Origin of the sequence: Mucilaginibacter mallensis, assembly GCF_900105165.1 — a bacterium.
GTDB lineage: Bacteria > Bacteroidota > Bacteroidia > Sphingobacteriales > Sphingobacteriaceae > Mucilaginibacter > Mucilaginibacter mallensis.
Genome location: NZ_LT629740.1, coordinates 2,728,906 through 2,740,734 on the forward strand (window position 1 = coordinate 2,728,906; position 11,829 = coordinate 2,740,734).

At 41.6% G+C, this 11,829-nt stretch carries 11 protein-coding genes; 9 read left to right on the forward strand and 2 right to left on the reverse strand.

The window, feature by feature from the left end; translation table 11 throughout:
- Positions 1–16 precede the first annotated feature (16 nt).
- Complete coding sequence (locus tag BLU33_RS11305; protein WP_091372524.1) at positions 17–3,142, reverse strand: SusC/RagA family TonB-linked outer membrane protein; 3,126 nt, start codon at positions 3,140–3,142, stop codon at positions 17–19.
- Between the two features lie 473 nt (positions 3,143–3,615).
- Between BLU33_RS11305 and BLU33_RS11310 the strand changes: the two genes are divergently transcribed.
- The 8 genes from BLU33_RS11310 to BLU33_RS11345 all read left to right on the forward strand — a co-directional run bounded on the left by BLU33_RS11310 (position 3,616) and on the right by BLU33_RS11345 (position 9,074).
- Positions 3,616–4,551, forward strand: a complete 936-nt coding sequence (locus tag BLU33_RS11310) for a ring-cleaving dioxygenase (RefSeq protein WP_091372527.1) — start codon at positions 3,616–3,618, stop codon at positions 4,549–4,551.
- 2 nt (positions 4,552–4,553) lie between these two features.
- Positions 4,554–5,177, forward strand: coding sequence for an alpha/beta hydrolase (locus BLU33_RS11315; protein ID WP_091372530.1), 624 nt, complete (start codon positions 4,554–4,556; stop codon positions 5,175–5,177).
- Positions 5,178–5,198: 21 nt separating this feature from the next.
- Complete coding sequence (locus BLU33_RS11320; protein ID WP_091372533.1) at positions 5,199–5,483, forward strand: GNAT family N-acetyltransferase; 285 nt, start codon at positions 5,199–5,201, stop codon at positions 5,481–5,483.
- A gap of 41 nt (positions 5,484–5,524) precedes the next feature.
- The gene (locus BLU33_RS11325; RefSeq protein ID WP_091372536.1) at positions 5,525–6,112 is read left to right on the forward strand and encodes a Crp/Fnr family transcriptional regulator; all 588 of its coding nucleotides are present in this window, start codon (positions 5,525–5,527) and stop codon (positions 6,110–6,112) included.
- Between the two features lie 83 nt (positions 6,113–6,195).
- Entirely contained in the window at positions 6,196–6,912 is a 717-nt protein-coding gene (locus tag BLU33_RS11330; protein WP_091372538.1) for a pirin family protein, read from the forward strand.
- 18 nt (positions 6,913–6,930) lie between these two features.
- Positions 6,931–7,224, forward strand: coding sequence for a hypothetical protein (locus BLU33_RS11335; RefSeq protein ID WP_091372543.1), 294 nt, complete (start codon positions 6,931–6,933; stop codon positions 7,222–7,224).
- An 89-nt stretch (positions 7,225–7,313) separates the two neighbouring features.
- Positions 7,314–8,156 carry an oxidoreductase gene (locus BLU33_RS11340; protein ID WP_091372545.1) on the forward strand — a complete coding sequence of 281 codons (843 nt, stop codon included), beginning with the start codon at positions 7,314–7,316 and terminating at the stop codon, positions 8,154–8,156.
- Between the two features lie 18 nt (positions 8,157–8,174).
- On the forward strand, positions 8,175–9,074 hold the full coding sequence (locus tag BLU33_RS11345; protein ID WP_091372548.1) for a helix-turn-helix domain-containing protein: 900 nt from the start codon (positions 8,175–8,177) through the stop codon (positions 9,072–9,074).
- Positions 9,075–9,096: 22 nt separating this feature from the next.
- Here the strand turns inward: BLU33_RS11345 and BLU33_RS11350 are convergent, their stop codons facing one another.
- On the reverse strand, positions 9,097–10,623 hold the full coding sequence (locus tag BLU33_RS11350) for a S53 family peptidase (RefSeq protein ID WP_091372551.1): 1,527 nt from the start codon (positions 10,621–10,623) through the stop codon (positions 9,097–9,099).
- 115 nt (positions 10,624–10,738) lie between these two features.
- On the opposite strand from BLU33_RS11350, the gene BLU33_RS11355 reads away from it, so the two are divergent.
- On the forward strand, positions 10,739–11,776 hold the full coding sequence (locus BLU33_RS11355) for an Atu2307/SP_0267 family LLM class monooxygenase (RefSeq protein WP_091372554.1): 1,038 nt from the start codon (positions 10,739–10,741) through the stop codon (positions 11,774–11,776).
- Positions 11,777–11,829 lie beyond the last annotated feature (53 nt).

Here is an 11,829-nt window from a genome sequence, read left to right on the forward strand (position 1 = left end):
TCTGATTTTAAAATGCTTATAAAGTAACATCCAGTTTTAAGCCGTAGCTGCGTAATGCAGGCTGATTAAATATATCCACACCACTTAAACCATTGCCTGTGGATGAGGTGATCTCAGGATCAAATGGCGCTTTTCTGTAGAAGTAGATCAGGTTACGGCCTGTTAATGATAGTTTGAAGCTTTTGAATACACTGTTATTTACAGGTAACGTGTAACCAAACGCCATTTCTCGTAAGCGTACAGTTGTGGCACTATATACATATTCGCCTAAGGCAGCATTACGACCGCCTATAGCAGTATACCATGTTTCTGCATTAACTGTAGTTATTGGTTTACCATTAGGGCCTACGCCGTTTACCTTTACACCACCAGCCGCACGTGCATCGCCATAAGCTTGTGATACGCCATATGAATCAAGAATAGATTGCATTACAGATACAACCTGACCACCGAATTTGCCATCAACAAGGAAACTCAACGAGAAATGCTGATAATTAAAGCTGTTATTCCATCCCAACTGAAATTTAGGTTCAGGATTGGCAATCTTAACAAAGTCACCTTTTTGCGGTGTGCCGTCTGCTTCAAGCAATAATTGTCCGGAACTATTTTTCAGGAGTGTCTGGCCATAGATATCTCCATAAGAACCACCTTTTTTAACTTCGGACACATAGCTGCTACTATTGGTAAGCTCAATACTATCGATACCAATTTTTGACGCTACATCAAGCACCTTATTTATATTGCGCGAGAAGTTGATCTGTGAGTTCCAGCTGAATTGTTGGCTTCTAACCATGTTGTACCCCACGGTGATCTCAATACCTTTATTTTGAATATTAGCAGCATTAATATTACCCGATCCATAACCTGAAGTAGCCAGCGGAGCAAAGCCAATGGTTTGATTAATGGTATTGGTTTTATATAAGGTAAAACTGAAGCTTAGCCTATCATTTAAAAAGCGCAAATCGGCACCCCCCTCATAAGTTTTTGTTATCTCCGGTTTAAGGGTTGGGTATGGCGCTGTCGAATTAAATGTAACCGTATTTGCGTTTGGATAATTTACCGGATTGGTTTGATATGCACCCGGCGAATTACCTACTGAGGCATAATCACCTCTTACCTTGGCATAAGTGATAGCCTGCGGTAAGCTAAACATTTGATTCAGGATAAAAGATAAACCAACTGAGGGATAGCTATAATGATAGGTTGGTGTAAATGCTAAGGTTGATGACCAATCAACCCTATCGGTTACAGACAGGTAAGCCCAGTCTTTATAAGATAAGTTAGCACTGCCGAAAACCGCCTGTGTTTGATCTTCATAGGTTGTACCGCCGCTAACATTACTTCCGTAAGGGTTATTAGAACCTGCCGGTGCAACTTCTATATTCTGTATAGTAAACAGATTGGGAATAAACAAGCCAAAGAGTGTTGGAGCTTGTGGGCCAGGGCCAAAAGATAAACCTGTTCCGGTATTATCGGTAATACTGGCGCCAAATAAACCATCTACCTTAAAGTCCTTTGATTTTAGAGGTACATTAAAGTTTAATATCGCATCAGCATAGCGTTGTGTATTGGTTGAGTTAAAACCATTCCAGCTGCCATTACCATTTGGCGCGGCAAGCGGTGCAAGCGTACCTGCCCAATATTTCTGATCACCAGCATCATTTCTGCGGTCCAAACTTCCCCTTGCCTGTATACTTAACCAGCTGGTGATATCGTATTTAATACTTCCGTTTAATAATATACGGTTACGGGTTGCCTCGTTGGTGTTCCTATTAATGATCCACCACGGGTTTTGCTGTATATCTTCCTGAAAGGGCCAGTTTTGGGTAGGTACGCCATTAGTACCATCCGGGCCTTCAAAATTCTTGTAAGGCGCTATGTTTTGCCCACGTGGGAACAGGTATAAACCAGTTAACGGGTTTGAGTAATAGCCTAATGCCGGACTATTATCAAGGGTTTGCGTAATGTAATTTGCGTTACCATCAACAGTCAGCTTATTATTTAAAAATTTGGCTGTTTCATGCAGGTCAAAGTTATTTCTTCCAAGCTTATTCCCCGGCTCTATACCTCTTGAAGTAGTGTTGGTATAGGAGAAATAGGTTTGAGCTATATCAGACCCACCTGCTAAACTAAGTGAGTTAGTATAATTATTCCCTGTCTGAAAAAACTGGCTCAGGTTATCAGGTGCACTGGTTATGGCTGGCCCAAAGCTGGTCGTTGCTCCTGCTGATGTTTGGCCATACCTGTTTTGCAAAGCAGGCTCATAGGCTTTATGATCAAACGATGCTGAAGATGAAAAGTTAATAGTTGTTTTACCAGCTTTCCCCTTTTTAGTTACAATAACTATTACACCATTTGCTGCACCGCTACCGTATAAGGCAGCAGCCGGACCGCCTTTTAGCACGGTCATACTTTCAATATCATCCGGGTTAAGGTTACCTATACCGTCGCCGCCTTCCGGATTACCACCATAAGCATCGCCGGGCTGACCAAAATTATTACCATCGTTAGAGATAGGCACACCATCAATTACATATAATGGTTGGTTATTACCATCAAGCGAGCGGTTACCGCGTAGTAATACTTTTGATGACCCGCCAATACCCGATGCACTTGGCGTAATAGTAACGCCTGCTATTTTACCGCTCAGGGCATTTACAAGGTTATCAGTCTTTACAGTAGTAAGTTCTGAACCAGCAACCTGTTGTGTTGAGTAGGTCAGTGATTTTTCAGACCTTTTTACACCTAACGCTGTTACAACAACCTCGTTAAGGTTCCTGGCATCAGTGTTAAGCTCAACAACTAAGGCATTGATATTTGCTATGGTTACTTCTTTTTTAGTGTAACCAATAGAAGTAAATACCAATACATCGCCTACTTTGGCCGATATGGTGAATTGTCCGTTAGCATCAGTTTGTGTACCAACGCTTGTGCCCTTTATACTTACTGATACCCCGGGTAGTGTTTGGCCGGTTGCATCCTTTACTGTACCCTTAATGGTTGAAACATTGAGCAGGGTTTTAGTGTGCAGGCTTTGGCTCACATGCAAGCCTGTATTAATTACCATATGCTCCTTGTAGAGCGAACTCGCCCTTACCGGAATACACGGAATTAATAAAATTAGTGGTAATAGTTTTTTCATTTTTCTTTTGTTAGTTGGTTTTAGAAATTTAGTTAATGAGTTAATACTGATCTTTCATAGTAAAATTTAGTATTGAGTAACAGGTGGTTAGTTTAATGGCGGTCAGCGCCAAACAGATCAGGATGGACATGTTGATCTGCCTTATCACAAAGCTAGTTTCACAGTTTCTTAAAGGAGATTTTGGCGGCACTACAATTGCACTACCGATGAAAAATTGTATTTGGGCTGATTATTAGGCAGATAATACAAAAACACAATTCTTTCCTATAGGTTATTTCACAAAACTAGGTTGGGATAAAACATTATTTGGTTGTAAGTAGTGGAAATGAAGGGGTAAAACCTCTTTGCTCCTGTATAATATGCTTGAATATTAAGCACGGGCATAAATAATAGCGGGTCTCATTTCTTATCCTACATCAAGTCTATTGCCTTATTTCTGCAGTAAATTTGTATCAACAAATCAATTTAAAACAATGGAAAATCAAATAGAAGGTATTCATCATATTACTGCGATAGCAGGTAACGCAAAACGTAACCTCGATTTTTATTCAAAAACACTGGGCTTACACCTGGTTAAAAAGACCGTTAATTTCGACGATCCAAATACATATCACCTTTATTATGGCGATAAAGTTGGTTCACCGGGCACTATCTTAACATTTTTCCCATGGGAAGGCATTACCCCAGGTCGCCGTGGCGCACGCCAGGCTACCGAGATCGGGTACTCAGTACCACAAGGCAGTTTAAACTTCTGGCTGAAGCGTTTAGAAGATCATAACGTGATCCACAATAAAGTAGCCGAAAAATTTGGTGAGCAGTATCTTACCTTACTTGATCCTGATGGATTGAAGTTAGAATTGACTGTAGCTAAAAATGAAGATACACGCACTCCATGGAAAACCGATGAAATAACCGCTGAAAATGCCATTAAAGGCTTTCATAATATTACCATCACCACTAATAAAATACAGCCAACTGCTGATATTTTAACAGGTGTATTTGGTTACCACTTATTGGAACAACATGTAAACAGGTACCGTTTTATAACTGACGCGGTTGATAATGCGAATATTGTTGATCTTGTTGAAGTTGCCGGTGAAGTTGCAGGGCATGTTGCAGGCGGATCTGTTCACCATGTGGCTTTCCGTGTAAGGGATGAAAAGATCTTAATGGAATACCGTGATAAGATCGCTAAACTGGGTTTACACATCACCGAAAAGATAGATCGTAATTATTTCTACTCACTCTATTTCCGTGAACCGGGAGGCGTTTTGTTTGAGATAGCTACCGATAATCCAGGCTTTGCTGTTGATGAGCCGGTTGATGAATTAGGAACACACTTAATGCTGCCTGCCCAATATGAAAGTCACCGCAGCCAGATAGAACAAAACCTTCCAACTTTATCATAATTATGTACACACATCAAAAACAAATTATAACAGCCGGAACCCCTTTGGATAAAGCCAAGGGGGCCCTGGTTCTGCTGCATGGCCGCGGTGGCACTGCCGATAATATTATCTCGCTGGCAGATGAGTTTAATATAGATGACATAGCAATTGTTGCTCCGCAGGCATCAAATCACAGCTGGTACCCATATAGCTTTATGATGCCGGTCTCGCAAAACCAACCAGCATTAGATTCGGCATTACAAATTATTGGCGAACTGGTAGATGATTTAATTGCTAAAGGCATACCTGCTGAGCATATTTATTTTGCAGGCTTTTCACAAGGCGCTTGTCTTACTTTAGAGTATGTGGCACGTAATGCCAAACGTTTTGGCGGTGTAATCGCCTTTACAGGTGGATTGATTGGCAAAGAACTTGTAACTACAAATTATAAGGGCGATTTTAACAACACACCCATATTAATCACAACCGGCGATCCTGATCCGCATGTGCCTTTAAGTCGCGTAGAGGAAAGCGCGGTAATATTAAAAAACTTAAATGCCGATGTTACTGTTAAGGTTTACAAAGGCCGCCCGCATACTATTACAGGCGATGAAATTGAACTGGCAAACCAGTTAATATTTGCCTGATAACAGTATATTGCAATTATTATGAATTATCCTGAAATACCGCTTACTAATAACGAGGCCGAGCACAATTTTGAAATGGTAGTTGATGGCCACAGGTCGTTTATTGATTACATGCTGAAGGGCGATAAGATCTACCTGATCCATACCGAAGTACCGCAGGAATTGGAGGGGAAAGGCGTAGCGCCCGAAATTGTTGAAAAAGCTTTGCGATATATTGAGGAACATCATTTAAAGATGGTTCCAATTTGTGCTTATGTTCAGCATTATTTAAAGCGCCACCCGGAATGGAACCGCATTGTTGCCTGATCAATTAGCATTTTTAGCTGTAAAGCCGTACTTTCGACTTAATGTCGACTACTCTTATTATTGAAAGTATTACCCGTCATATACAGCTTTCGGCTGAAGAAAAGGAGCATTTTATATCCCTGCTTCAGCCGAAGGTTTATAAACGCAAGCAATTTATTTTAGAAGAAGGTGAGATCTGTAAATACTCCACTTTTGTAACCAAGGGTTGTTTGCGAGGTTTTACAGTAGATCAGAATGGTTTTGAGCATGTGCTTAATTTTGCCCCCGTTGGTTGGTGGATAGCAGATATGTACAGCCTGCTCACCCAAAAGCCAGGGATACTTAATATTGAAGCACTGGAAGAGACAGAAGTACTGTTACTATCTAAATCCCGGCAGGAAAAATTGTACCTGGATATTCCGCAGTTTGAACGCTTCTTCCGCATTATTACCGAAAACTCTTTAGTATCATACCAGCAAAGGCTTATTGATAATTTGAGCCTGACAGCAGAAGAACGTTATAACAATTTTTGCAGGCGATACCCTACCCTTATTAACACGTTGCCCAAAAAGCAAATTGCCGCATATATTGGTGTTACACCTGAGTTTTTCAGCCGGATGCAGCACCAGATGTTAAAGGGAAAAAAATAGTGTAAATAGATTTCATTTCTTATCCTACATTAACTTTCCCCCAAGCCGGCGGGCGTAAATTTGTTGTATAATTTAAAAACATCATGGCACAAACAATATTTCACCCTGCAGCTTCACGTGGCAAAGCAGATCTAGGCTGGTTAAAAAGCTATCATACTTTTAGCTTTGGAGGTTATTACAATCCCGAACGAATGCACTTTGGTGCATTGCGCGTTTTAAATGATGATACCGTTGATGGCGGCGAAGGCTTTGGCGAGCACCCGCATGATAACATGGAGATCATCTCTATCCCCTTAAAGGGCGGCTTAAAACATCATGACAGCATGGATAACGTTGCCGTAATAAATGATGGCGACATACAGGTAATGAGCGCTGGTACCGGTATATTCCACGAAGAACATAACGACGATCAGGATGAAGCTGTTCAGTTTTTGCAGATCTGGGTTTATCCGAATGTGCTGAATGTTGAGCCTCGCTACGACCAGCTTACACTGAATAAGGACGACCGCCACAATAAATTACAACAGATCCTGTCTCCTAACCCTGATGACGATGGTGTATGGATTTATCAGAATGCCTGGTTTAACTTAGGCAGTTTTGATAAAGGGCTAAGTACCGAATACAATTTAAATACCGAAGGTAATGGCGTGTACGTGTTTGTTATTAACGGATCAATAAAAATTAACGGGCAGGTTTTAAATACCCGCGATGGTTTTGGTATATGGGATACTGATAAGTTTACCATTGATGCACTTGAAGATGCCGAGTTTTTGCTGATGGAAGTTCCCATGTCTTTTTAACACCTTAAAATTAAGATCATGCAAAATATTGAAATACTGATTGTTGGAAAACACCCGGATATAATGAAAACCATCCTTCGGCTTCTCAACAATAAATCCGGATGGCAAGGCACTGCTGCTTTTACAGCTGATAAGGCTATTGAAAAAGGCAATACTATTGCATTTAATATTGTGCTTTTAGGTGCAGGATTGGACGTAGCGGAATCGGAGCAAATAAAAGCATATTACAAAGTACCAGTAGTACAGCATTATGGTGGCGGCAGCGGTTTGCTTTATGCTGAAATATACCAGGCATTAAATATTCAACCTTAAATTGTTTGAATTTGACAAGTATTGGTTTGATACCGGCAAGCCGAATTGTTCAATTATACTTCATATTTGTGTTATAAAATATTCAGATCATGAACACAAAAAAAGTATGGTATATTACGGGTGCATCAAAGGGCTTAGGCCTGGCGCTGGTGAAAAAATTAATAAATGAAGGTTATAGGGTTGCTGCTACTTCCCGTAAGGCAGAACAATTAAAGAAGGCACTTGGGTCAACTAATGAAGATCAATTCCTTGCGTTGGAAGTAGATCTTACAAATGATGAATCCATCAAACAATCCATTCAAAAAACACAGGCTCATTTTGGGCAGTTGGATGTTGTTGTAAACAATGCCGGTTATGGTATCGGCGGTTCTATTGAAGAACTATCGCAAAAGGATGTTTACGATAATTTTAACGTAAATGTCTTCGCAACTATCAAGGTTATTCATCATGCATTGCCTGTTATGCGTACCCAAAGATCAGGACATATTATCAATATTTCTTCTATTGGCGGCTTTGCAGGGGCAACCGGTTGGAGTGTATATGCATCAACAAAATTCGCGATAACCGGCATGTCGGAAGTTCTGGCTGAAGAAGTGCGCGACTTGGGTATAAAGGTAACCGTTGTTGCACCGGGTGGATTCCGTACTGAATTTCTTTCAGCCGAATCATTGGTAATGGCAGAAAATGTGATCAGCGATTACCAGTCTATCCGGGATTCACATGCCAGGTACAATACCATGAACGGCAAACAGGCCGGTGACCCTGACAAGGCAGCAGAGGTTTTTATAGCGCTTGCTGAAAACCCTAAAACTCCGGTACGATTATTTTTAGGCAGTGATGCATATACCAGGGCTTCGGCAAAGATCACCCAACTGGGTAATGATCTGGAGCAATGGAAAGACCTGACTTTGAGTACAGATTTCCCGGTGTAATTGTTTTAATTTTGCAATATGGCAGAAACAGAAACACTTGAGCAGTTTTACCAGCGAAAGTTTAACTGGATGCCCGACGACTTGAAAAAGGACGTTGGGCATTTCAATGTCTTCAATTTTGAAGATAAGGCAAAGCATGGTGCAACCCCGGTAAAGTACACCCGCCGGGATTTTTATAAAATCATGCTGATACGTGGAAAGCACATCTTTCATTATGCCGATAAAAGCCTTGAAGTTTCAGGCGCTACCCTATTATTCTTTAACCCGATGGTGCCCTATAAATTCGAGCCGCTAACAACTGATACCACCGGGTATTACTGTATTTTTAAAGAAGCCTTTTTCAGCGACCATATCCGCAGTAATATTAAAGACCTGCCTATGTTTGCGCCGGGTGCAAAAACAGCATATATGCTAAATGACCGGCAGGATGAACAGCTGACCAGTATTTTCAAAAAGATACAGGATGAAATAGCCTCGGCTTATCCGTTTAAATATGATCTTATCCGCAGCTATATAACGGAAATGATTCATTATGCGCTCAAAATGGAGCCATCCGAAACCCTGTATCAGTATATAAACGCCAATGCACGCATTACAGCGGTTTTTAATGATATACTGGAACGGCAATTTCCTATTGAATCGCTCTCACAACAATTCAGGATGCGTTCGGCAAGGGATTTTGCGCAAGAGCTTTGTATACATGTAAATCATCTTAACCGTGCTATCAGGCAAACTACCGGAAAAACCACTACCGAACTGATATTTGAGCGAATGACCAGTGAGGCAAAAGCCTTATTAAAGCATACCAACTGGAATATTGCCGAAATCAGCAACTGCCTCGGCTTTGAAGACCCTGCGCATTTTAATCACTTTTTTAAAAAGCAAACTAACGCTGCTCCATCCACTTTCAGACATTAATAAATGAGCCGCTTACAACAATTTAGCTCAGCTTTGATAATACACCCAAACCCGTACAGGCATCCCAGCCCGTTCCGGCGGTATAGCCTGTATTAGCAGATGTGGTTTTATTGTCACCACTTGTTATATCACGTAACAAACCCGGATTAGCATATATCTGCGCATGAATATCACCGGCAGGTTTGCCAGTCTGTTCATTAATAAGGGCAATTAATCCGGCCATTAAAGGAGCTACCGCGCTTGTTCCGCCTATAACCATATCCTGCCCGTCTACCCTTACCTTATAGCCAGTATCAGGATCTGCGTCTCCTGCTACATCAGGTACTCCCCTGCCTTTAAATTGCGTGTCGAGTTCTAAGGGAACATTGGCATTGGCCTGATAATCCGGCAAAGGGAAATAGGTACTTACTCCACCACCACCCGCTGAATCACTCGATTCATTCCATACTACTTCTGATACGATCTGAGTACCGTTTACTACCAATTTAGTACCTCCACAAGCCAGCGCATAGGGGCTTGATGCCGGGAAGTCAACATGAACTTTACCATCAGTCTGATCATCTCTTGAGCCACTATCGCCAGCGGCAACACAAATAGTAATGCCCAAAGCAGCTGCTGTTTTAAAGGCCTCGTTAAAGTTATCAAAAGCCTGTTGCGTCCAGCTCACTTCTGCTGAGCCCCAGCTGATGGAGATAACAGACGGCTTGTTTTGGGTATCATGTATAGCATTGATAATAGCATCTAAAAATCCCTGATCGGTATTACCTGCAAAATAAACAACAATTGTTGCACCCGGCGCTACAGCTCCTGCAACTTCAATATCAAGCATAACTTCGCCATCAGCACCATTGGCTGTTGAAGGGCTATTCTTACCCCCATCAACAGATACTGCCTTTACCGTTGGCTTGGTCACACCAATTTCTTTAAAATAAGCTGTAATATCTTTTGGGCGATAACCACCCCCTAATTCTATAATGCCTATACATTGGCCCTTGCCGGTTACGCCTGTCGGGAAACCATATATCCCGGCTAATTGGTTGGGTGTAAAGGATTGCGGAGCCGCTGCATGCGAAACAATTTTACCCTCACTTTTAGCTATCTGGAACATCGGTCGGGCTATAGGATGATTATCCAGGCCAAATACCCCTACAATAATATCCTTTAACGCTTCAGGAACCTGTATTTCTGATTGTAAAACCCTAAAGTTATTATGGGTCTTTACAGTAGTATTAAATGTTTTTTCAAATTCACTAACTGTTCCGGTTAAATGAACACTTCTGTGAGCCAGGTTTACTGATACGGTGGTTAGGCCTTGCTCATGAGCATAAGCTTCCACCTGTTCCGCTTCTTCTAAAGAAGCGCCATAATCGCTTTCATATTTATCTCTTGTTAAAAAATTGCCTTTCATCGCATCTGCCGGCAATTCTTTTTTCCTGCGCAAGCGTACAGTAACAGTTATAACTTCTTCTTTATCGGCTTCCTGCAAACTGGCACCTGCTTGTAAGGGCTTAAAACTGCCTGTTAGTTTAGTGTTTGGTTGATTCTCCATTGTGATTAAAATTGGTTATTACTTATTTATTAATTAAAGGTAGCGGATAAAGTTTGCATTAAGGTTAAATAATTTTGACATCGGGGTTATATTATTGTAGCTACTTTTATGCCCCATGGAATTAGGTATAAGTACATTCGGAGAGATCACTCCTGACGGCAAAGCCGGTAATGCAGTTAATGCGCATCAGCGTGTACAGGAACTCTTAGAAGAAGTTAAACTGGCTGATGAAGTTGGCCTTGATGTTTATGCTTTCGGCGAACACCACCGCCCGGATTTTGTGATCTCGGCACCTGAAATTATGATGGCTGCCGCGGCCGCCATTACTAAAAATATTCATTTATCGAGTTCTGTAACCGTATTAAGCTCTGCCGACCCGGTGCGTACATTCCAGAACTTTGCAACGGTCGACCTGATCTCGGGCGGGCGTGCTGAAATGATCGCCGGCAGGGGTTCCTTTATTGAATCGTATCCGCTTTTTGGTTATGACCTGGATGATTATGACGCATTGTTCACCGAAAAGCTGGAAATGTTTTTAGAGATCAATAAGCATGAAATACTGAATTGGAAAGGGAAGTTCCGTTCGCCTGTTGTAAACCAGGGTGTATATCCAAGGCCTTATCAAAGTGCTATACCTGTATGGATAGGTGTTGGCGGTACGCCTGCTTCGGCTAAACGTGCCGGTAGCCTAAATCTGCCTATGATCATTGCCATACTGGGCAGTGCGCCAAAGCATTTTGTACCTTTTGTTGAATTATACCGTGAATCTGCTGAGAAAGCCGGGCATGATGTAAGCAAATTACAGCTGGCTATATCATCACAATTTTATATCGCCGAAAACGCTAAACAGGCAGCGGATGAGTTCTATCCATCATATGAAGCATTAATGAACCGTGTTGGCAGGGATCGTGGCTGGTCGCCGATGAATAGAGAATCATTTGAATGGCTGCGCAAAGATGGCCCATTGGTTGTTGGCGATGTGCAACAAGCCGTAGATAAAATAATGGGGCAGTATGAATTATTTCATAACACCCGCTTTGTAGCACAGTTGGTAACAGGGCATACACCTCATGTTAATGTGTTGAAAGCTATAGAATTGCTCGGGACTAAGGTGGCACCCATCATCAGGAAAGAAACAGGCGATAAAGTTTAGTTTTAACTGATAACAAACTTACGAAGTTTAACTCGAGGTGTTTATTTTAATGG

Bases quoted from the DNA above. Each gene is read 5' to 3' on its own strand.
- BLU33_RS11305 (WP_091372524.1), bottom strand. From the start codon at position 3,142: ATGAAAAAACTATTACCACTAATTTTATTAATTCCGTGTATTCCGGTA.
- BLU33_RS11310 (WP_091372527.1), top strand. From the start codon at position 3,616: ATGGAAAATCAAATAGAAGGTATTCATCATATTACTGCGATAGCAGGT.
- BLU33_RS11315 (WP_091372530.1), top strand. From the start codon at position 4,554: ATGTACACACATCAAAAACAAATTATAACAGCCGGAACCCCTTTGGAT.
- BLU33_RS11320 (WP_091372533.1), top strand. From the start codon at position 5,199: ATGAATTATCCTGAAATACCGCTTACTAATAACGAGGCCGAGCACAAT.
- BLU33_RS11325 (WP_091372536.1), top strand. From the start codon at position 5,525: ATGTCGACTACTCTTATTATTGAAAGTATTACCCGTCATATACAGCTT.
- BLU33_RS11330 (WP_091372538.1), top strand. From the start codon at position 6,196: ATGGCACAAACAATATTTCACCCTGCAGCTTCACGTGGCAAAGCAGAT.
- BLU33_RS11335 (WP_091372543.1), top strand. From the start codon at position 6,931: ATGCAAAATATTGAAATACTGATTGTTGGAAAACACCCGGATATAATG.
- BLU33_RS11340 (WP_091372545.1), top strand. From the start codon at position 7,314: ATGAACACAAAAAAAGTATGGTATATTACGGGTGCATCAAAGGGCTTA.
- BLU33_RS11345 (WP_091372548.1), top strand. From the start codon at position 8,175: ATGGCAGAAACAGAAACACTTGAGCAGTTTTACCAGCGAAAGTTTAAC.
- BLU33_RS11350 (WP_091372551.1), bottom strand. From the start codon at position 10,623: ATGGAGAATCAACCAAACACTAAACTAACAGGCAGTTTTAAGCCCTTA.
- BLU33_RS11355 (WP_091372554.1), top strand. From the start codon at position 10,739: ATGGAATTAGGTATAAGTACATTCGGAGAGATCACTCCTGACGGCAAA.